Below are 21,038 nucleotides of genomic sequence, written 5' to 3'. Positions count from 1 at the left end.
CGGCAACTAGTCGTCCAACGCACACCAGGTAACTAGCCGCGTGAAGGTCGCTAGGGCGTTCATCGCTGACCGCAGATGGCACACGCTCATCGGCTACTTGTTCCATTGCCTCATGACCGGTGCCTAGCGAGGCTCGGTCTAGGTGCCCGGGTCGTCGCTCTCATTTCGGCTGCCCTCGATTCGTCGTGTGGCTCTCATTTGGCCTGCGTGACCCGGGTGCCGACCTATGAGCGGGAGAGGCCCAAGAGGGGTTTGCTCGGCTCGAAGTGGCGGTGCCCTCCCGACTCGAGAACCCCATCGGATCGAGTGTCGGGAGCAGCAAATGGAACACGCAACGCAGCGGGTCGTGATCGGGATGGATCCGCACAAACGGTCAGTGACGATCGAGGTCATGACAGGCGACGAGACCGTTGTCGGTGGAGGTCGGTTCGGCACCGATGTCGCCGGCTACCGATCGATGCTCGAGGTAGCGCGACGCTGGTCGGACCGGGTCTGGGCGATCGAGGGATGCAGCGGCATCGGCCGGCACGTCGCCATGCGCCTGGTCGCCGACGGCGAAGAGGTCGTCGATGTCCCGCCGAAGCTGTCAGCCAGAACTCGGGTCTTCGCCACCGGACAAGGACATCTGAGCCAGGGCCCGAAGGGGCGTCTGACCTGCACGAACGCGCGGCCCCGCGGAGGATTCCCCCAGGTTTCCCCCAGCGGGGCCGCTGCGCGTGCACCGCGGCACAAGCGACACCTGAACTACCCGCCCGGCGACCGTGAGGTTGGGTGCCGATCACGGTGGTGTCGGCCGGTCGCGGCGGCGGCCAAATCGGGGTGGTTGCGGTGACCCGCCACGACCCGGTCGAGACCGTCGGCCAGGTCCGCACCTTCGCCCCGACCCCCCGGTGCCATGTTCAGCGCCCGTGCGGGGTGACGGAGAGCGAGCATTCGATCGGCGGCAGCGAGTAGGTCGGTGTCGGTGTCGGTGTGGCGAAGCGAGTACAAGACCGCTCGTCCAGCAGAACCCGGGCCGGGCCGTCCACCGGCGCAGATTCCGACACTGTCTGATCGTTCACCGGGGATCATTCCTGAGGGCTCTTTCGCAAAGAAGGTGAGCTCGGGGCCAGATGTGATCTAGCGTGCGCTTGGGGGCGGGCGTGGGGTCCTTCCTTCGCCTGTGCCAAGACCTTCCTCGGGGTGGTATTCGATGGGCGCAGAGAAGCTTGAGCGCGAGCCCGCCGCGCCAACGACGACCGGCGCGCCGGAGGCATCCGAGACCGGACCGGTGAATCCGGTGCCGCTGTCGACCCGGACCCCGGCGCTTCCCGTGGGCAATGCGGATGACCCGGTCGAGCGCGACGCTGACCGTCGGGCCGACGATGCGCTGGCCCGCCTCAAGTCAGCGACGGGAGCGCCTCACCCTCACGGGCCTGCCTGCGATCAACTCCGTCGATCTGTCGGCGCGGACGAGCGGCCCACGGTGGGGTACGAGGGGGGCGCGCTCTCGGGCGACATTGCCGGTCGGATCGACCGTCTCCGCGGCTCCGGTGACGCGTTGCCGACCGAGGTCCGCTCACGGATGGAGCGGGGTTTTGGAGCAGCGCTCTCCAACGTTCGGGTGCATACCGGCGCTGAGCCGGACAGGCTCAACCGCTTGGTTTCTGCGGAGGCATTCACGGTAGGCAGTGACATCTTCTTCGGTGAGGGGCGCTTCGCCCCGGACTCCGCCGCCGGGGAACGGTTGATCGCTCACGAGCTCGCCCACACGCTCCAGCCTGGCGGTGGGGGTGCTCGCCGGTCGACCGTTATCCGCCGCGCTCTCACCTCGGGGCAATCCGGCAAGAGGGTCAAGGGTCCTGGGGATCGGATCTTCCTGGCCTACGAGGTCGAACCGGGGAAGTACTCGTTGCAGCCGGTGGACGGAGAGGCGGCGCTGGACGTTGCTGTGGACAGCGAGGACGCAGCGAAGTACGAGCCGGTCGGTGAGGTGGCCAGTGCTCAGGAGGTCGTGGAGGCGGTGCGTCCGGCTGAACGCAAGGACGCCGCCTATGACGTCCTTGAATGGTTGGGGAAGATGCGGGGTCTGATCGGTGGTGGAGACTTCCGTGCCGCTGCCGTGCATCTTGAGCGGATGAAAGCGGTCGCCGGGGGGTTGCCGAAGCTTGAGCATCCGGCTCTGCCCGACGAAGCACTGTTGATGCGGCTGACGGCCTTGCCGTCCGGCGGCATCCTGCGCGCCAGGTACAAGAAAGGCCTGGTCACCGGGGCCGACTTGTTCAAAGCAGGGGTCATGGAGATGCCCAATCGCGCGCTCGGTGTCGCATCGGATGAGCAGAAGAAGGAGATCGCCGAGAAAGCTACGGCCGCGCTCAAGGCCGAGCTGCGGAAGGACGACATGCTTCCGACGGTCATCAGACTGATCGACGAGGAGTCGGCCACCGTCGACTCGATGATCCCGCCGGCGATCCTGGACGACCCAGAGACCAAGTCTGCCTACCTCGCGATGACCAGGGAGAAGTTTTCGAAGGACAAGGTCGGCACGAAGTACGACGAGGCGATCCGGGTGAGCGGGCTCGACCAAGAGGACGGCAAGGCGCGGGCGATCCTCCTGGACCACCTCGAGGGCTCCCTGGTGGCAAACCGGCAGGATTTCGACCCAGTGAGCAAGAAGAAGGAGCACGACGCTGAGGTGAAGCGACGTGCGGCCGAGCTCGAGAAGGTCGTCGCTCGGCTCAAGCTCGAAACAGTCGACGAGATCCTCAAACGCCACATCCACAAGAAGGCTGCACGCCTGGCTGCTCTCTTCGATGCCTATCCCAATCTGTCCGAGAAGGTCAGCGCGCTTGTCGAGAACGAGGAGATCCATGCCTCGCTCCTCGCTATGAGGACCGGCAGGCAGACGCACTCCATCAAGGACATCAACGACTACGTCGGTGACAAGCTGAACGACCCCCTGATCGACTGGGTGATCAAGAAACGCGTCGAAGTCGAGGTCCACGCCACGAGCGCGCTGGCGTCGTTCGGCAAGATGCACGCGGAGGGATTCACCGAGGTGTTGGAGGTGCCGAGCTCGCACGCCGGCACGAAGAAGTTCATCATCGGCAACCCGAAGACCGGGCTCGCCAAGGTCGTCTTCCAGACGCTGCCGGGCGCCAGCTATGCCATCCAGACGGTTGGCGCCTTCCTGTTCTACGAGCTGTACCGCGACGGCATCCTGAAGGAAGAACTTGACGCGGCCGTCGAGTCCGGGCCTTGGCAATACGGGGAATACAAAGCACGCAATGTCATCAGTCGCACGGCAAACATCGCCCGATACCTCCTGGTCGGTCCGGACAACTCCACGCTTTGCGCCGAGGTCCCCTTCATCGGCAAGCCCCCGGCAATCGACGACGAAGGCAAGATCGTCCTCGTCGGCGTCGGTGTCTCGGCCATCAGGGTCAACACCATCACGGTGGATCGGATCGACCTCGGGAAGGTGAAAGTCCACCAAGAAGACATCGACTACAAGGCGATGTACCTGGACATCATGCGCAGCAACGGGATCACCGACGTCGAGATTGCGTCCATCGGTCAGAAGAAGGAGCTGAAGTCGGTTCTGGAAAAGTTCAAAGTGACCAAGCCGACGGTCGATCTCGAGCTGCCCAACTTCAACTCGACCGTGTTCAGGTTGAAGAACAAGGAACGGAAGGAGGTCAATCTCGCACTCTTCCAGATCTCCCCCCACTTCTTCGGGGACCGGGCAGGCTTCCTGGCCGAGGCGCTGGAAGAGCTCGGGGTCAAGCACATCACCTTCGTCGGTACGGCCGGCGGACTGGGCCCGGGCATGAAGAAGGGCCAGACGATGGTGCCGGAGCAGGTCGCCCAGGTCGCTGATGTGACAGATTTCGAGACGGCGAAGATCGGCGAAGGAGACCGCCTGCCCAACAAGGCCTTCGCCGATCTGGACGACCTGACGGCGTCGGCCGGGCTGGGTGCCAGCCAGGTGGAGCGCGGCGGACTGCACGTGGGCGTGCACTCGCCGATCACCGAGAGCGAGTCGATGATCAAGTGGATGAAGGACGAGAGCGTCCGCAGTGTTGATTGCGAAGCTGGCTTCATCGCGGACGTCCTCAAGAACTCCGGGATCAATCTGTACGCCATCTACTACATCTCGGATGTGCCAGGGACCCATGAGTCGATCGGCCAAGGCGGAGTCGCGGCCGGCGAACACGAAAGCCCGGCACGGTCCGGAGCAAACCCCAGTGAGCTCCTCGTTCGAGAGATCATCAAGAAGGCCGTCGGCGGAGTGATTGAGGCAGCTGACGCACAGGTCGCCGCCGTGAAGCCGATGACCGACCGGGGTCGCATTCAGGTGGCCATCGCGAATAAGACGGGCGGATTTGACCCGTTTGACCTCGAGGTGAAGGTCGTCCAACCCGGACTTGTCGCTGGCCCGGATACAGTGGAACTCCTGCGCACCTTCGCCCGCGCCGTGATGGCGATGACGAAGGACCTTGTGAAGCAGGACGGTCGGCCCCAGCTGACCGTCCAGCTCATGAGCGACCTGAACCGGAAGGCCGATGAGTTCTCCACCTTGCACAAGGTCAAGCTCTTGTTGACGCCGGTCAAGCCATGAGTGCTCGCGCTGACTTCACCGAACTCGCCGCGACGCTGGACATCCTGGCGCCGCCGAATGTACGCGTCGCCGCGACCGAGGACGGTCTGCGAATCGCCCTGCTGGAGCCGCGGCAGATGGTGGCTGAACTTGTCGTCTTCGCGGTCACTCCGAAGTCGGACGTGTGGAAGGGGCACGTCGGTGACATCGCCTCCTCGTTCGACCATTTCGCCATCACGGCTACCGAGATATCCCAGCACGCCACGAGCACCGATCACGGGCTGGGGTTGGCCCAGGACGTCTACAACTCCGGGGTAGTCCTCAACCCGCACAACTGGTCGGACCTGTTCAGATTCGACTACGAGCACGTCGCCATGGACATCGGCTCGTGGCTCGGGCTTGAATGACCGCTGACAACGTCAGGCTCGGCATTCAGCTGGAAACTACCTGCGGACGGTAACGAACTGACCTGAATCGCTGAAGTTCAGAAGCCTTTGTCGAGCCGTCTGTCAGAACCGACGACATTCTCCTTGACGTTCGCTCCGAAAGTCGCACGGTTCCCTCAGATTTTCCCCAGCGCAGTGCCTACCGAGCACCTAGTAGACGCCTAGGCCGTCAGGGCGTAACGTCCCTACACCCCGTCTGACCTGCGGAAACGGGTCACCTTCGGAGCGAGTCGATGATGCCTCCGGTTGTACTACGACATCGGAGCCAGAGCCCGTACGGGCGGTCTGACCGGCACGAACGCGCGGCCCCGCCGAGGACTCCCCCAGGGTTTCCTCCCGCGGGGCCGCTGCGCGTTCCCGCGGGCGCAGCGCCGAGGACCCGCCGGGGCGCCGTCCGTCAGCTCGCGAAGGCGGCACGGCCCTGGGTCGCGGAGGTCCCGAGGTCGCTCTTGGGGATGACCGCACCGGCCGTGACGGCCGATGTCCAGGCCTCGGTCGTGGCGACGGCGGCGAAGTTGGAGTGCAGGAGCACCAGAAGGGTCTCGTGCAGCTGCTCAGCGGAGACCTTGCCGGCGTCGTTGGCCAGGTGGATGGCGCCACTGGCGTCCGACAGCACCTCGACGGCCAGGCCGAGCTCCTCTGCGCCGACGGCCGTGGCGAGGTCACAGTTGTTGGTCATGTAGCCGACGATCGTGATGGTGTCGACGCCCTGGTCGGCCAGCCACGCAGCCACGTCGGTGCCGGCGAAGACGCTGCCCTTGTCCTTCGTGACGCGCTTCCACCGGGCCTCCAGCCGCTGTTCGACCTCGGGGTGCAACGACCAGCTCTCGCTCCCTCTCGCGAACACGGGCGCCCCTTCGGGGAGCTCGTGCTGGACCACCACCACCGGCAGTCCCTCACGCTTCGCCACCTCGAGCGCGGTCACGATGTTCGTCAGCGTCTGCTCGGCCGGCGGAGCCTGGATCTGCAGGACTCCCGTGAAGTACTCCTGCTGGACGTCGACGACGATGAGCGCTCGGCGCGGGTCTGTCATGGCATCTCCCTGGTCTGGTGAACGTGTCGGCTCCACCTTCGCTCGGTCGGTGCGGCTACCGTGAGTGGCACGAAAGACGCTTCTCGATGAGATCGGGCCAACTGTGCGAATCGTGGTCTACGCCTTCCACGGCATGACGATGTTTCACCTCGCCGTTCCGCTGCTGGTCTTCGGCGAGGTCGGGCGACAGGGCATCGCCGAGGGCTGGGACCCCGCCGTCTGGACCGACGATGGTCGAGGCATCCGGACCGCCGAAGGACTGCGGGTCGAGGACGTCGCCGGCCCGACCGTGGTCGACGAGGCCGACCTCGTGGTCCTCCCGTCCTGGCCGGCCGACCTGCCGGCCCCCGACCCGGCCCTGATGAACGGTCTTCGCGCGGCCCGATCGCGTGGCACCAAGATCGCCGGCCTGTGCCTGGGTGCCTTCCCGGTGGCCGACAGCGGTGTGCTCGACGGACGCCAGGCGGTGACCCACTGGGGTGCCGCGGACCAGCTCGCTCTCCGCCGTCCGGAGGTGAAGGTCGACGCGGCCGCGCTCTACCTCGATCACGGTGACGTCCTCACCTCGGCGGGCACCGCATCCGCCATCGACGCCTGCCTGTCGATCGTCCGCAATGAGCTGGGAGCCTCGGCCGCAGCGACCGTCGCCCGCCACCTCGTCGTCGCGCCACACCGCGAGGGCGACCAGGCTCAGTACGTCCATCGCCCGATGCCCGACCCGGGCGGTGTCGGGCACCTCGGTCCGACCGTCGACTGGGCTCTGGCCCACCTCGACCAACGGCTATCGGTGGACGACCTCGCTGCCCATGCGCGCATGAGTCGACGAAACTTCACCCGCAGGTTCACCGAGGTGATCGGCAGCACCCCGTCGCGGTGGATCATGGCCCGGCGGCTCGACGAGGCCCGCCGCCTCCTGGAGGCGACCAGCTGGCCCATCAACCGGGTCGCCACCGCGTGTGGCTTCGGCAGCGTGGTGACCTTCCGCCAGAACTTCGTCGCTGCGTACGCGACCACCCCCACGTCCTACCGACAGCGGTTCTCGACCCCCTCCCCATGACGTCCGGGGCGGCGTCATGACCAGCCACCGACCGCGCGTAGTCGGCGTCCATCGTTCATCATGGAGGGATGCGTGGTCAGTGGCGCGGGAGGGTCAGACGTGAGCTGAGACGGCTTCGCACGGGGTGGCGCGGCGCGGTGCTGTGGTCGCTGCGCATCACGGTGGCAGCGGTGATCAGCTACGTCGTGGCGGTCCTGATCTTCCCGGGCACCCAGCCCTTGCTCGCGCCGCTGACGGCCATGCTCGTCGTCCAGGTCACGCCGGTGTCACTGCTGGCCAGCGGCCTGGATCGCGTCGTCGCCGTGGTGAGCGGAGTCTCGATGGCAGTCGCGTTCGCCGCCGTCGTACCGCTCGAGTGGTGGAGCCTCGGCATCCTCATCTTCCTCTCGATCACCTTGGGACAGGCGCTCCGGCTCCGTGACAACCTCATGGAGGTCGCGATCAGCGGGATGCTCGTGCTGGGCGTCGGCTCGCTTGCCGTCGAGGCCGCTGCCGGCCAGCGGATCGCGGAGACGCTGGTGGGCGCGGTCGTCGGCATCGCGGCCAACCTGCTGTTCCCGCCCCGGGTGCCCACCTCGGACGCCGGGTGGGAGATCGAGGGACTCTCCGACGCGATCAGCGACCTCCTGCGGCGTTCCGCCGATGCCGTCGAGCAGCTGGCCGACGACCCTCGCTCTCTGACAGCGGCCGCGGAGGCCTGGCTCGGGGACGCGCGCCTGATCACCCACCGCGACGTTCCCCGAGTCGGAGCCGCGCTGCTGCACGCCGAGCAGGGCCGCCGCCTCAACGTGCGAGCGGTGGGCACGCCGGACCTCGGCCCCGGTCTGCGGCACGGGCTGGAGTCACTCGAGCACACTGCGCTGAGCGTGCGATCGATGTACCGGGCGCTCGCCGATGCCACCGCAGGCGACGCCGGGTGGCTCGAGTCAGACGGGTCGGCCGATGTGTGCCTCGGTCTGGCCCAGACGTTCCGCGAGCTGGCCTCTGCCGTCGACGCCTTCGGTGAGCTGGTGCGGCTCGAGGCGGCACCAGCCGGGCAGGCTCAGTCGGCGGACTTCAAGGCGCTCCGGGAGGCGATGGAGGGACTGCCCGAAGCGCGCGCCCGCCTGGAGGACATGTCGACCGCGGTGGCCGACTCCGACCTCCGCGAGCTGCATGCGAGCCTGCTGTCCACCGTGAAGCGGGTCCAGCGCGAGCTCGACCTCGAGCAGCGCGTACGGCGCCAGCTCCAGCTGGGGCGTCCGGTCCGCACCTGGCCGGCGCCACTGCGCCCGCACCCCTCGCGGCGCCGGCCCACATCCCTCCCGCAGGCGCCGCCGGAGAGCGACCCCGACGCGCCGACCACGCCGATGCCACGGATCTCCGACGACGACCTCGATCAGCGCTGACCTCGCGTCGCGACTCGACCACTTCGGCCCCACGACATCCCGGATGGAGCGTTTCCACGCTCGCGACGTGGCCATTGATGTATGCCTCGTGGCTGTTCGCCGATGCTGCAAGCAGTGGCGGACGCCGAAGATGGTCAACGAACTGAAGCGCTGACATCCGGGTCCTGCGAACCGGCTCGCGGCATGAGCTATGGGCAGCAGCGTGCGTTGCGGCCACGCCGATAGCCGGCAGTACGACGCAGCAGGTCGAGCGCCGCCGAGACACTCACCGAGCAGGGTTCCGGAGCAACCCCTTGACCTCGCGTAATGGTGCTAGTACTACTAGCACTATGAAATGGACGATCGATCACTCGTCGACGCAGCGTCTGCAGGACCAGGTGGCCGCCTGCGTCGTGCGCGGTGTGCGCAGCGGGGAGCTCGCAGTTGGCGAACAGCTCCCACCCGCGGCCGAGCTGGCGGTGGGTCTGTCGGTGGACCGGAACACGGTCCTCGCCGCCTACCGACAGCTCCGCGAGGCGGGCATCCTCGAGTTTCGCCGCGGGCGCGGTGCCCGCATCGCGGGAACGGCGGAGACCGGCGACCTCGCCCCGATCCGTGAAGCCGTCCAGTCGGTCCTCGAGCTCGCTCGTCGGTACGGACTGGAGTCCGATGATGTCGTCACCCTCATCAAGGAGATGCGATGAACACCACTGTCTACACCGGGCGGGCGACCAACTGGTCGAGCGTCGTCATCAGCGGCCTCCTGCTGATCCCGCTGGTCGGTATGGGCCTCTCCTCCGGCTCGTCTCCGAGCACCGGTGCACTGATCGTGGTCGTGGCCCTCGTCGGCCTCCTCGCCGAGGTGATCACGGCCTCGGACGTCCGGGCCACGTGCGGCCCGCAAGGCGTGGCCCTCCACTGGGGGTCCGTCGGCTGGCCGCGAGCGCGGTACACACTCGACAGCATCCAGGACGTGCGGGTCGTCGATATTCCCTGGCACGCGGTGAGCTGCGGGTTCTGGTGGACCCCCACGCGGACCGTGTGCACCGTACGAAGCGGTCCCGCGCTGCGGCTCCGGCTGCTCAGTGGGCGCACCGTCACCATCACCGTTCCCGATCCATACGCAGCGGTTGCCGCCCTGCGCGCCAACAGCCTCGATCTCAGCTAGCGGCTGCCATGCGACGGCTGGCGACCGTCCACCCAGGCACGCGGACTGCTCTGGACGCACAGATCGATCGCGCACCGGCAAGGTGACGGTGGAGTCTCGGACCAGGACCGGCGCGGCCACCACGGATGATGCGGGGGTCTCTCAGTCGCCGAGGGTCAGCCCACGCGGAGCAACAAGGCCAGAGCGAGCAGTCCGAGGCCGAGAGCGAGGAGGGTCAGATGGATCACCTTCACCACGCGCACACCCCGAGCGGCTCGCTCCAATGCCGCGGCCGTCGCGGGATCCGTCAGGTCGGGTCCGGGACGATCCTCGTCGTCGTCCCAGCGGTGTCTGAGTCGCACTCCCCCAGTCTCGCCCAGGCTCCAAGGGTGTGCGCGAGCCGCCCATCGCGCCTTTCGTCACTACTGACGTGCGCCGGGTGAGCTCACTTCCGGGTGAGGCGGATCCGGAGGGCGTGACCGTCCTGGAAGACGACCGCGGTGCCCTTCCTGTCGACCGCGTTCCACCCGGCGTCCTTGGCGAGCTTGCCGTCGTTGGTCCGGGACACGACGACCGCACCACCGGTGCTGCGGTCGACGAGAAGCAGCTGCCGCGTCCGCACGGTCTTCCCGTAGGTCCGCACCACGACGTACCGCCCGGTCGTGCTGATCGCAGTGATGCTCCACCCGTTCTTGAGCAACGGGTTGTACCGCTTCGGGATGTGGAGCTTGGTGATCTTGCCGGTGGACCGGTGCCAGATGCCCGAGCTCTTCTTGGCGGTGTGAAGATTGACCGCGACGAGCTTCCCGTCACCGCTGATCCGCCCGCCTCGATCCCCGAGGCTGCGCGTCTTGTGAGTAACCCGGTCCCAGAGCACGGTCTCGCTGGTGTCACTCTCGTCGTACTTCAGGACGCCCAGGACGACCGTGCGACCGTCGTCGCTGAGGCTCCCCACCACGGTGGACGCAGCACCGGGACGGACGACGATGCTCGTGGTCACACCCGTGGACCGCCGCCAGATCTTGGCGACCTGGTCCGCCTTCGAGTTGTTCGCTGCGTATCCCACGAACGCGCCTCCGGCGCTGACCTTCGGCAGGTCGTAGTAGGCCAGGGGTGCCTTCGGTGCCACGACCCGCGTCTTCTTCGTGACCCGGTCCCACATCAGCACCGACGTCGAGTAGCCCTCCCCCTCCGGGGTCCGGGGCAGGTAGTCGCTGTCGCGCACGTAGACGACGTACCGGCCGTCCGGGCTGATCGAGGGTCGGTCGAACCCGACGCCCTGAGGCGAGTCCTTCGGCGTGACGAGCGTGCTCTTGCGGGTCTTGGCGTCCCACAGCAGGATCTTCGGCTCCGGGTCGGAGTCGTCCTGGCGTGTCCAGTCGCGGTCCTGGTAGACGACGAAGCGACCGCTCGCGCTGATCGACGGGGTGTAGTAGAGCTCGGCTGTCTTGGCCGCGATCCGAACCGTGTAGTCAGGTGTCGGCCTGGAAGCCTCCGCCGACGGTGCGGCAGCAGCGAGCAGGCCCGCGGTCAGAGCAAGCACGGACGTTGTCACCGAGAGTCGTCGCATGCGGAGACTGTACGTGGAGTCGCCGGATCCGCGGGCATCATCTGCGCCATCCGCCGGCTCGCGCCGCTGGTCGTGCGCCGTGACGCTGGTTTCGGGCGACCGCTTCGCGGGGACCCCCCGGACATGACCTCGACCGGCACGACGGGCCACCCACAGCTGCTGCAGACCGTCATCGACGCCGTCGACGTGCGCGCCGTGGCCGAGTTCTACCGCCAGCTGCTGGGCTATGCCTATCGCCCCGGTGACGAACCCGGCGCCGGGGACGATCCGGATGCCGACGACCCCCGGTGGTTGGTGCTGCGCGATGCCAACGGGACCAACCGGTTGGCGTTCCAGTTCGCGGAGCGCGTCGAGCCGACCACGTGGCCGGCACCGGACGTGCCGATGCAGATGCACCTCGACTGCACCGTCGCGGGTCGCGAGGAGCTCGAGCAGCAGCGTGCCTTCGCCGAGTCGCTCGGCGCCCGGCTCCTGGTCGACGACTCCCACGACGCCGACGAGCCGTTGTACGTGATGGCGGACCCTGCCGGGCACCCGTTCTGCCTCTTCGTCCCCGAGGGCGCCGGGTGACCCTCGCGCTCGTCATCGTCTGGCCGAACCCGTAGCGGAAGCGGGCGATCGCGGACGCGACGACGTGGCCGCGGCCGGCGGCCACGTCGTGGCGTGCGGTCAGCCGAGGATCCCGTCCACGATCAGCAGGACGCCGAAGATCGCGAACAGCGCGGCAGCGCCGTACTTGATGACCTTCTCGGGCAGTCTCTTGCCGAGCATCGCGCCGACGACGATGGCCAGCGCGTCCGCGGCGACCATGCCGAGGGTGCTGCCGAGCCAGGTGCCGAGCCAGCCCTCCTGGGTCGCCAGGGTGATCGTGGCGAGCATGGTCTTGTCGCCGAGCTCCGCGAGGAAGAACGCGACACCGACGGCGAGGATGGCCGCGCCGGTCGCGGTGCGAGCCTTGTCGGCCTCCTCCTCGGTCAGCTCGTCACCACGCAGCGTCCAGGCGGCGAACGCCAGGAACGCGACGCCGGCCACGATGCCGATCCAGTCCTGGTAGTCGGCGAACGCGTCGCCGATGAAGTAGCCGATGCCGACCGACGCCAGGTGCACCAGGGCGGTGGCGACCGTGATCCCGATGATCACGTCACGGACCCGGTAGCGGGCCGCGAAGGTCATCGCCATGAGCTGGCTCTTGTCGCCGAGCTCGGCGACGAAGATCACGGCCGTGCTGAGCAGGAAGGCGTACACAGGTGGTCCTCTCTCCGGCCCGGCCGGAGAGAGCTGCCCGTGTCGGGGAGGACCCTTCGACCAGGCGCAACATCACAGGGGTGTGCGATCTGGTCGAAAGTCTCGTCCGCCACCGCGTGCTCTCGCGCTGCGCTGGCCTGACGTGCCGGGCCCGGGGCCAGTGTGTCGACACGCCTGTTGGGGACTACTCCCTTTCGGCCTCGACCCTAGCGATCCGCGACCCGGCCTGCCGAATCGGGCGTCCGGGTCAGGTCTCCGGCCCCCGTGGGCGGGAAGGCCGCCCGCGAGAGCCAGGCGAGCACGGCCGAGGTCGCCACGATCGCGGCCGACGCGCCGGCGACCCAGGTCAGCCCCGAGGTCGCCATGACGAGTCCTCCCAGTGCTGCGCCGCCGGCGATGCCGGCGTTGCTGCTCGCGTTGATCCACGCGCCCGCTGTCTCCGGCGAGCTCGAGGCGGTCCGCACCGAGGCCGACTGGTAGAGCGAGGCCGCCGGCCCGAAGGCGGTCAGCCAGACCATGCCGGCCAGCACGACGAGGGCCAGCCGCGGGTAGGCCAGCGCTACAGCGGTGGAGCCCACCGCCATCGCCGCCGGGATCAGGATGGCGCTGCCGCGGGGGCGTCGGTCCAGCTGGGCGGCGGCGAGGCGAAGGCCGACCAGACCGCAGGCACCGAAGAGCAGCAGGGTCGGGGCGACCCAGCCCTCGGCCGCCCCGGAGTCGAGCAGCAGGATGCTGACGTAGGTGTAGAGCACGTAGGTGCCGAGGTAGCTCAGGCCGTTCGCCGTGACCACCGTGGCGAGGTCACGACGCCGTCCCGGGTGCCGGGGTGCGTCGTCGCGAGGACCGTCGACTCGGGGCAGCACCGCCGCTGCCATCCCCAGCACGACCAGGACCAGGGCGGCCATGATCCCGAAGGCGACCCGCCAGCCGAAGGCCTCTCCCATGGCCGTCGAGAGCGGCACCCCGAGGACCAGGCCGCCGGACACCCCGACCGAGGCCAGCGCCATCGCCCGGCCCGTCTGGCTCGCCGGGACCAGCCGCGCGGCGTAGCCGATGCACACCGAGAAGAAGAGCGCATGGGTGATGCCGCCGACCACCCGCCCGGCCGCGAGGACGCCGAAGGTCGGCGCGACGGCGGCGACCACGTTGCTGACGCCGTACCCGCTGATGGTGACGAGCAGGACCGGCTTGCGGGGCAGCCGCCTCGTCGCGAGCGCGAGCGGCACCGACAGCACGGCGACCATCACGGCGTACGCGCTCACCAGCAGTCCCGCGGTGCCGGTGCTCACCTCGAAGGCCGAGCTGATCTGCGGCAACAGGCCGACGGGAAGCAGCTCGGTCGTCACCGCGGCGCAGACGGCGGCGGCCAGGACCAGCAGGCCGGTGCGCGCGTGGCCCAGACCTCCGTCAGGATCCTGGCGGGACGAGCTCACCGCACCACCCTCTCACCGTCCTGGGCGCCCAGGGTCGTTGGTCCCACGTTCGGAGGCCTTCGCCGCTACCGGACGGCCTGCCACGGGAGGAGCGTCGAGGCATGAAGACATCCGCCGTCCCGTCCGGGACGATCGTCGTCGGGGTCGACGGCTCGGTGGGCGGTGACCGGGCTCTCTCGTGGGCCGTCGCCCAGGCGACCCTGGAGAGCCGGCCACTGACCCTGGCCCTCGGCCTTGCCGACCGGTGGACCGAGATGGAGCCCGCCGACCTGGCCCGCCTGACCGCCGCCGACGACATCGAGCGCGCCGACGCCCGCTCCGTGCTCCACGAGGCCCGGCGTCGCGTGACCGACCTCGCGCCCGAGCTGGCACTGCACGAGGTGATGTCGGTCGGACGACCGCAGGACTTCCTCGTGGAGCTGTCCGAGCGCGCCGTCCTGGTCGTCGTCGGCTCGCGCGGCCGGGGACCGGTGCGCAGCACCCTGCTGGGGTCGGTCGGAGTCGCGCTCTGCCACCGGGCGGCCTGCCCGGTGGTCGTCGTACGCCGGGGGCACCCGGGTCTCGTCCGGCACGGCGTGCTGGTCGGCACCGATGCGACCGGTGGCTCCGGCGCCACCGTCGAGCTCGCCTACCGCCAGGCGTCCGTGCACGGGCTGCCGCTGACGATCCTGCACTGCGGCGACCGGGTCCGATCGGCCGACGACGACGAGGCTCTCCGGCTGGCGCTCGCCGAGGTGGTCAGCGGTCTGGCGGAGAAGTTCCCGGACGTCCGGGCCACCACCGAGATCGCCGAGGGCCCCAGCGACAAGGTCCTCGCCGAGCGGTCGGACCGGATGAACCTGGTGGTCGTCGGAGCCGGCTCCGGCTCCGCAGCCGTGGTGGAGCACGCCGGCTGCCCGGTCGCGGTCGTCCCAGCCCGGACGGACCAGGGCGGGTGACGACCGTGGCCGTCGCCGAGCCCGTCGTCCGGGTCGCCGGCCTGATGTCGCGCCGGGTGGTGGGCATCAGGTCGGACTGCGACCTCACCATCGCCGCGCAGACCTTCGCCCGCACGGGCCTGCGTCACCTCGTGGTCACGGAGCCGGACCGCCGGGTCCTCGGGTTCGTCACGGCCGACCGGGTGCTGGTCGCGCTGAGCGCCGGTGGTGCCACCGTCCGTCTCCGCGACCTCGTCGAGGACGCGGGCGTCCGGATCCTGCCGCAGGACGACCTGCGCACCGCGGCCGGCGCGATGCTGGAGGCGCTGGTCGACGCCGTCCTCGTCACCGAGCGCTCGGGGCGGGTGGTCGGCGTGCTGACCTGGTCCGACGTGGTCGCCCACGTCGCCGGCTACAGCCGGCCGCGCCCCCGGTCACCGTCCGACGACGCCTCCCGGTCCTGACGGCCTCCGACTCACGGCGCGTTGGTGAACCAGTCCTCGAACCCCGTCGGGTGGTGCAGGCCGATCACGCCGTGCTCGTACAGGCCCCAGCCCACCCGGGGCTCCTGGCCCGCCTCGCGCCACGTGGCGCGGCCGACGTTGTCGGTCAGCCCGAAGGGGACCCGGCCCGCGACCTGCGGGTCCGTCATGTCGTAGGTGACCCGCTCGGACCAGCCCGCACCGCGCCACTGGCCGTGGGACCAGTCGGAGTCCCCGCCGTACCCGCCGCCGACGTGGATCGCCAGCGGCAGCATCGACTCCAGCTCCACCTCGACCCCGGTGCCGTCCGGGAGCCGGAGGCTGAGGGTGCCCGTGAGCGGCGTCCGCGTCCCGCTGCGGTACGTCGTCGTCACCACCGGCCAGCCGAGCTGCTCCATGCGGCCGTCGGGCCAGACGCGGTGACAGTCGTTGAGGATCCGGGTGCCGTCGGGCTCCTCCTGGATGATCACCACCATCGCGAAGTCGTCGAACGCGATCGGCACGTACAGCCACCACATGCCGTCGAACGGCGGGTCCGCGGGCTTGCCGGCCGGCTCGGCCTCGCCGATCGGTCGGGCGCCCCAGGAGCGGTCGCGGGTGCCGATCCACCGGTCCGGCGTCACGTCGTACGTCTGGCCGTCGATGACGATCGCGCCCTCCCACGACCCGACCTGCGCGAAGCGCTGCGCGTCGAGGATCGCCCGGTGGCCGCCGGCGCGCATGATGTGGCGCTGCTCGGGGATCGCCGGGAAGAGGCCGCGCCAGGTGATGTCGACGGAGATGCCCTCGGTCTCCTCGATCACGAGGCGCGAGGTCCGCAGCGGCTCGATGACCTCGATCCGGTAGTTGCCGACGTGCTGGTTGAGCCGGTCGCTGTCCAGCGTGTCGCCGAAGTGCAGCGCGGTCTGCTCCGCACCGCGGCGCACCAGCAGGAAGGCGTCCTTGGTGCCGAGGTTCGGGTAGTAGCCGATGCCCGTGATCAGGAAGATCTCGCCGCTGCGGTCGTGGGCGTTCCAGTACGACCGGTCGTAGAAGTTGCGGTCGGTGCCGACGTGCTCGATCGGTGCCGGGATCTGGTGGATCGGGTACTCGTCGAGCGGGAACACGCCAGGTACGTCGGGCACGGGTGACCTCCAGGTCGGGTGTGGGGCAGGGATGGGCAGGGCTCGGTCAGGACGGTCAGAGGATGGTGACGGTGCCGCGGTCGCCGTCGACGCGGACCCGGTCGCCGGTGCGCAGCACGCGGGTGGCGCCCTGCGTGTTGACCACGCACGGGAGCCCGTACTCGCGGGCCACGACGGCGCCGTGGGAGACCGAGCTGCCGATGTCGGTGACGAGCGCGGCGATCAGGGTGAAGTACGGCGTCCAGCCGACGTCGGTCACGGGCGCGACCAGGATCTCCCCCGGCTGCAGCGCCTGCGCCTCGGCGATCGTGGTGGCCACCCGGACCGCGCCCTCCACGACCCCGCTGCACGCGGGCCGGCCGACGATCACGCCGTCCTCGATGCCCTCGGGCGGTTGCGGCCGGAACGGGACGGGCTTGCCCACGGTGACGTCCGGGAACTCCAGCCGGGCCTGGAACGGCAACGCCGTACGGCGTGACTGGGCCGCGGCGACGAGCCCGGAGACGTCGCCGGAGCCGACGACGGCGGGCAGCTCGGAGCGGTCGAGGAAGAACACCAGGTCGGCGTCGGGCAGCCGGCCGATCGCGGCCAGCTGCTCGCCGAGCAAGCGGTAGCCGCGGCTCAGACGATGCGCGACGAGCACCATCCGCGACTTGGTCGCCTCCCGCCCGCGCGCTCCGGCGCGGGCCATCCGGGCGAGGCTGCGCAACGCTCGCGGGAGGTCGGCGTCATCGACGGCCTGGGTGGGCCGAGCCGCGTTGCCGGTCGCGATCCGGGCTCGCAGCATGGCCTGCATGATCGTGCCGAGGCCCTCGGGGTCGTCGCCCCAGGAGGGGTCGCGCACGCAGAGCTCGCGGTAGCCGCGGTGACCGTGGCGCTCCAGGAAGTCGTTGAACTTCTGCGTCGTCGTGCCGCTGCCGTCCGTGAGCGAGCCGACGGCGGCGGCGGCGTCCAGCTCGAGGAAGCGGCTGCCCGCCTGCTCATCGGCCGCGAGGTCGGCGACGACCTCGTCGAGCTGCGCCAGCATCACGGCGCTCTCGACGTCGGTGGCGCCGGCCATCAGCGCGGAGGCCCGAGCCCGGCCCTCGTCCTCGGTCCGTCCTGCCTTGACCGCCTCCTTCACCACGGTGTCCTCGAGCACGTTGGCCGCCACCGCCGAGCGGGAGGAGGAGCGGACATGGGTCAGCGTGGCCTCGTTGTAGAGCTCGATCGCGGCGTCGAGCTCGGCGAGCAGCGCCTCGGGCGTGGCAGCAGACGGCGCCTCGAAGGTCGCCAGCCGCCTGTCCAGCCGCCTGATGTGGGGACCGGCCGACAGCGCGAACGTGGTCAGCTTGACCGTGTTGACCAGACGCCGCGGGAACGGCTTCGGCGGCTTGGGCACCAGCTCGTCGACGACCCGGCCGGCGATCGAGATCGAGTACTGCTCCAGCGAGTTGCCCAGGATGCCGGAGCTGAGCGCGGTGCCCTCGGTCATGTTGAGGAAGAGGTGGCCGGAGAAGTAGCCCACCTGCAGCCACCGCGCCTCGTCGTACGCCCGCTGGAAGCCACCCTTCACCTGCACCATCTGCATGGCGTACTCGATCGCCCGGCCGCTGACCGACGCCGTGAGCGGGCAGAAGGCGCCGGGCATCATCTCGCCGATGTTGCAGCGGGTGTAGACGTCGTCGGGGATGCCGACGACCGAGTCCATGGCGCTCAGGTCGCCGGGCAGCGTGGTGATCGGACGCGCCTGCAGCCAGCGCAGGCGACCGTCGGCGTCGATCGCCCACTCGAGGTCGAGCGGTCGGCCCCACCGTGCCTCCGCCTCCCGGGCGCCGGCCGCGATCAGCGTGACCTCGTCGTCGGTGATCGCGGGCATGTCCGTCACCTGCCGGTCGGTGATCGTGCCCGCCCGGTCCACCTCGAAGTGGTCGGAGGTCGTCGAGCCGTCGACCAGCGCCTCCCCCAGGCCGGCGACCGCGTCGACGACCGCGAGGTCGCGTCGGGCGCTCGTGGGGTCCGCGGTGAAGACGACGCCCGCCGAGCGCGCGTCGACCATCTCCTGCACGACGAGATGCATCGTGCCGCTGACTCCGGACTCCGCCTGGTACGCCGTGGCGCGCTCCGAGCCGGTCGAGGCCACGCAGCGCCGTACGGCGTCGATCAGCTCGTCGTAGCTGCTGACCCCGAGCACGGTCTCGTACTGGCCGGCGAACGAGCTGTCGACGCCGTCCTCCCCCGCCGCCGACGACCGCACGGCGACGGTGGCGACGGTGCCGTCGGCCACCAGCCGGGCGAACCGCTCAGGCAGGTCGGCGGGGAGCGCGTCGGCGTCGGCGTTGGCGATGACGAAGGCGGCCGGTACGGCGAAGCCCGCCGCTGACAGCTCGGCCAGGCCGAGCGCCTTCCCGCCGTACCGCGCATCGACGACGTCGGACAGCTCGACGAGCTCGCACGTGAGTGAGGTCACATCGAGTTACGTTACACTTGTCACGGAGATGGCAAACGAAAACGGCAGACCTCGGGACACGCGCATCGACAGCGCGGTGCTCGACGCCGCCGCCGAGCTGCTCGCCGAGGTCGGGTACGCCGACCTGACGGTCGCCGCGATCGCCGACCGGGCGGGGACGTCGCGCCCGGCCGTCTACCGCCGGTGGCCGACCAAGGCCCACCTCGTGCACGAGGCGGCGTTCCGCGACAGCGTGACCGACGAGCCGCCGCGGACCGGGGTGCTCGACGCTGACATCCGCGAGCTCGTGCGGACCACGGCCGAGCTGCTGTCGACCCCGTTGGCGCGGCTCGCCGTACCGGGGCTGATCGCGGAGGCCGCCACCGACCCGACGCTGCACGCGCGACTGCTCGAGCGGTTCGCGGCGGAGGGCTGGAGCGGCACCGACGAGTACGTGCGGGCGGGCGTCGAGTCGGGTCAGATCCGGGCCGGCGTGGACGCCGTCGCCCTGATCGAGGTCGTCATCGGAGCGGCCCTGGTCGCGATGCTCGTGCGTGGCGCCGACGGGCTCACCGACGCCTGGGTCGACCGGACGACCGCGCTGGTCCTGGGCGGCATCCGCCGCTGAGCCCGCGTCAGGCGAGCTGCGCTGGGCTACGGTCGCGCCGGTGCACCCGGTGGGCCGCGCGCGGGGCGGCGAGCAGCACCGGGCAGGCGGACTCGCGGACCACGGAGCGGGCCACCGGTCCGAGGCTCGAGCCCGTGGGGAGCTGGGGGTCGTGACGCCCGAGGACCATCAGGGCAGCGTCGTGCGACGCCTCGATCAGCGCGTCCCCCGGTCGCGCGTTGCGCACGTGGACGTCGACCAGGACCTCGTCGTACGCCGCGAGCAGGTCGACCAGCGCCCGGTCGATCCCCTCCTGCAGCCGTTCGGGCCACGCCGGGTCGGAGATCTGGGCGAGCGCACGCTGGTCCGAGCCCGGCGGGCGCCACCAGGTGCTGATCACCGTCAGCTGCGCGTCCCTCTCCCAGGCGGCAGCGAACGCCTCCCGGAGCACCACCTCGCTGTCGTCCGGGTCGTCGACGCCGACGACGACGCGGTGAGGCGCGTCCCCTGCCATCCACGAGTCCGGGACCGAGACCACCGGTGCCCGCACGCGGGCCGCGACGCCACCGGTCACCGAGCGCACGTAGGGATGCGTGCGGCGCGACTCCGGACAGCGACCGACGACCACCAGGCCGGCGTCCACGGCCGCCTCGACGACGGCCGCGACCGGCGGGGCGTCCACCAGGGCGGAGGTCACCGTCACCAGCCCGCCGACCAGCGCCGAGACGCGGGCGACGGCCACCGCGAGCACCGCCTCCCCGTCTCCGTCGGGGCCGGCCGCGTGCACCAGGTGCAGGTCGCGGTGGTGCCGCATCGCCTCCTCGGCCCCGTGCTCGAGGGCGGTCGGGGAGCCGTGACGACCGACGGCGACGACGACGGGGGCGGGCAGCAGGTCCATGGCTCCACCGTCGGGCACGCCGCTGGTCCTCCCCAGAGACGGAGGTCCCGGACCTCCGGGACCGAAGCACCTTCCGGTGAGCGGCCGCGCGGCACACGATCGAGGTAGACGAAGAGCAACCCAAGGAGCTGGTCATGGCTACGACGGACACCACCCTCTGGACCAACGGCAGCCTGGTCGAGCTCCCGCGCGACGAGTGCGAGCGGCTCCTGGGCAGCCACGCCGTCGGCCGGGTCGCCTGGAACGGCGCGGCCTCACCGCACGTGCTGCCGGTCAACTTCGCCGTCGTCGACGACGAGATCTGGTTCCGGACCACCGCGCACTCCTCGCTGTCGAAGGAGATCGACGACCTGCCCGTCACCTTCCAGGTCGACGACGTCGACGAGTTCACGCGCTCCGGCTGGAGCGTGCTGGTCCGCGGCACCGCCCATGTCGTGTACGACGCGACGCGGGTCCCCCGCACCTGGCCGGGTCTCGAGACCTGGCCCGCCGGGGCGCACGCCCTGCACGTGGTGATCGAGCCGACGGCCATCACCGGCCGGCGCCTCCTCGCCAGCTAGTCGCACCGGAACAGCACCTGCCTCGCACCGGTCGTCGAGGTGCGAAGGCCGCCAGGACGAGCCTCCGGTGGTCGAGGTGCGAAGGCCGCCAGGCCTGAGCCTCGAGACCACCCCACACGTGACGATGGTTTCGAGGCTCGGCGCT

Annotated in this window: 18 protein-coding genes; 11 read left to right on the top strand and 7 right to left on the bottom strand. The window is 69.9% G+C overall.

Features of this window, described 5'->3' with window-relative positions; all coding sequences use genetic code 11:
* Positions 1-1,192: 1,192 nt before the first annotated feature.
* Together N542_RS26785 and N542_RS0118110 are read left to right on the top strand one after the other, a co-directional pair.
* A complete protein-coding gene (locus N542_RS26785; RefSeq protein WP_081795314.1) occupies positions 1,193-4,600 on the top strand; it encodes an eCIS core domain-containing protein in 3,408 nt (1,135 codons plus the stop codon).
* Positions 4,597-4,986 (top strand): hypothetical protein, encoded by a 390-nt coding sequence (locus tag N542_RS0118110; protein WP_028645139.1) that lies wholly within the window; start codon positions 4,597-4,599, stop codon positions 4,984-4,986. Before N542_RS26785 ends, N542_RS0118110 begins: the two co-directional genes overlap by 4 nt.
* A 436-nt stretch (positions 4,987-5,422) precedes the next feature.
* On the opposite strand, the gene N542_RS0118105 is transcribed toward N542_RS0118110, so the two are convergent.
* On the bottom strand, positions 5,423-6,058 hold the full coding sequence (locus N542_RS0118105; protein ID WP_028645138.1) for an isochorismatase family protein: 636 nt from the start codon (positions 6,056-6,058) through the stop codon (positions 5,423-5,425).
* Positions 6,059-6,170: 112 nt separating this feature from the next.
* Between N542_RS0118105 and N542_RS0118100 the strand changes: the two genes are divergently transcribed.
* From N542_RS0118100 to N542_RS0118085, 4 genes are all read left to right on the top strand, one after another.
* Positions 6,171-7,115 (top strand): GlxA family transcriptional regulator, encoded by a 945-nt coding sequence (locus N542_RS0118100; RefSeq protein WP_197026021.1) that lies wholly within the window; start codon positions 6,171-6,173, stop codon positions 7,113-7,115.
* Between the two features lie 137 nt (positions 7,116-7,252).
* On the top strand, positions 7,253-8,503 hold the full coding sequence (locus tag N542_RS25495; protein ID WP_051552016.1) for an aromatic acid exporter family protein: 1,251 nt from the start codon (positions 7,253-7,255) through the stop codon (positions 8,501-8,503).
* 377 nt (positions 8,504-8,880) lie between these two features.
* Positions 8,881-9,186, top strand: coding sequence for a GntR family transcriptional regulator (locus N542_RS25490; protein WP_197026020.1), 306 nt, complete (start codon positions 8,881-8,883; stop codon positions 9,184-9,186).
* Positions 9,183-9,650 (top strand): hypothetical protein, encoded by a 468-nt coding sequence (locus N542_RS0118085; protein WP_028645135.1) that lies wholly within the window; start codon positions 9,183-9,185, stop codon positions 9,648-9,650. Before N542_RS25490 ends, N542_RS0118085 begins: the two co-directional genes overlap by 4 nt.
* A gap of 424 nt (positions 9,651-10,074) precedes the next feature.
* Here the strand turns inward: N542_RS0118085 and N542_RS0118075 are convergent, their stop codons facing one another.
* Positions 10,075-11,199 carry a hypothetical protein gene (locus N542_RS0118075; protein ID WP_155993195.1) on the bottom strand — a complete coding sequence of 375 codons (1,125 nt, stop codon included), beginning with the start codon at positions 11,197-11,199 and terminating at the stop codon, positions 10,075-10,077.
* Positions 11,200-11,322: 123 nt separating this feature from the next.
* Here N542_RS0118075 and N542_RS0118070 point away from each other — a divergent pair, with 123 nt between their 5' ends.
* The gene (locus tag N542_RS0118070; protein WP_028645133.1) at positions 11,323-11,769 is read left to right on the top strand and encodes a VOC family protein; all 447 of its coding nucleotides are present in this window, start codon (positions 11,323-11,325) and stop codon (positions 11,767-11,769) included.
* Between the two features lie 99 nt (positions 11,770-11,868).
* Here N542_RS0118070 and N542_RS0118065 read toward each other — a convergent pair whose 3' ends face one another.
* Entirely contained in the window at positions 11,869-12,444 is a 576-nt protein-coding gene (locus N542_RS0118065; protein WP_028645132.1) for a TMEM165/GDT1 family protein, read from the bottom strand.
* A gap of 206 nt (positions 12,445-12,650) precedes the next feature.
* Positions 12,651-13,877 (bottom strand): MFS transporter, encoded by a 1,227-nt coding sequence (locus tag N542_RS25485; RefSeq protein WP_081795310.1) that lies wholly within the window; start codon positions 13,875-13,877, stop codon positions 12,651-12,653.
* Between the two features lie 101 nt (positions 13,878-13,978).
* On the opposite strand from N542_RS25485, the gene N542_RS0118055 reads away from it, so the two are divergent.
* Complete coding sequence (locus N542_RS0118055; RefSeq protein ID WP_028645131.1) at positions 13,979-14,815, top strand: universal stress protein; 837 nt, start codon at positions 13,979-13,981, stop codon at positions 14,813-14,815.
* The gene (locus tag N542_RS0118050) at positions 14,812-15,258 is read left to right on the top strand and encodes a CBS domain-containing protein (protein WP_028645130.1); all 447 of its coding nucleotides are present in this window, start codon (positions 14,812-14,814) and stop codon (positions 15,256-15,258) included. Before N542_RS0118055 ends, N542_RS0118050 begins: the two co-directional genes overlap by 4 nt.
* A gap of 11 nt (positions 15,259-15,269) precedes the next feature.
* On the opposite strand, the gene N542_RS0118045 is transcribed toward N542_RS0118050, so the two are convergent.
* Together N542_RS0118045 and N542_RS0118040 are read right to left on the bottom strand one after the other, a co-directional pair.
* Positions 15,270-16,400 (bottom strand): hypothetical protein, encoded by a 1,131-nt coding sequence (locus tag N542_RS0118045; RefSeq protein ID WP_028645129.1) that lies wholly within the window; start codon positions 16,398-16,400, stop codon positions 15,270-15,272.
* A gap of 55 nt (positions 16,401-16,455) precedes the next feature.
* Positions 16,456-18,849, bottom strand: coding sequence for a PEP/pyruvate-binding domain-containing protein (locus N542_RS0118040; RefSeq protein WP_028645128.1), 2,394 nt, complete (start codon positions 18,847-18,849; stop codon positions 16,456-16,458).
* Positions 18,850-18,877: 28 nt separating this feature from the next.
* Here N542_RS0118040 and N542_RS0118035 point away from each other — a divergent pair, with 28 nt between their 5' ends.
* Positions 18,878-19,456: a TetR/AcrR family transcriptional regulator gene (locus N542_RS0118035; protein ID WP_028645127.1), complete on the top strand. Its 579-nt coding sequence runs from the start codon at positions 18,878-18,880 to the stop codon at positions 19,454-19,456.
* Between the two features lie 7 nt (positions 19,457-19,463).
* Here the strand turns inward: N542_RS0118035 and N542_RS0118030 are convergent, their stop codons facing one another.
* Positions 19,464-20,333: a universal stress protein gene (locus tag N542_RS0118030; protein WP_028645126.1), complete on the bottom strand. Its 870-nt coding sequence runs from the start codon at positions 20,331-20,333 to the stop codon at positions 19,464-19,466.
* A gap of 134 nt (positions 20,334-20,467) precedes the next feature.
* Here N542_RS0118030 and N542_RS0118025 point away from each other — a divergent pair, with 134 nt between their 5' ends.
* A complete protein-coding gene (locus tag N542_RS0118025) occupies positions 20,468-20,893 on the top strand; it encodes a pyridoxamine 5'-phosphate oxidase family protein (protein ID WP_051552015.1) in 426 nt (141 codons plus the stop codon).
* Positions 20,894-21,038 lie beyond the last annotated feature (145 nt).

Origin of the sequence: Nocardioides sp. URHA0020 (assembly GCF_000620705.1) — a bacterium.
Lineage (GTDB): Bacteria > Actinomycetota > Actinomycetes > Propionibacteriales > Nocardioidaceae > Nocardioides.
The sequence above is the reverse complement of the archived record's forward strand: the minus strand, read 5'-3'. Positions and strand labels throughout refer to the sequence as shown.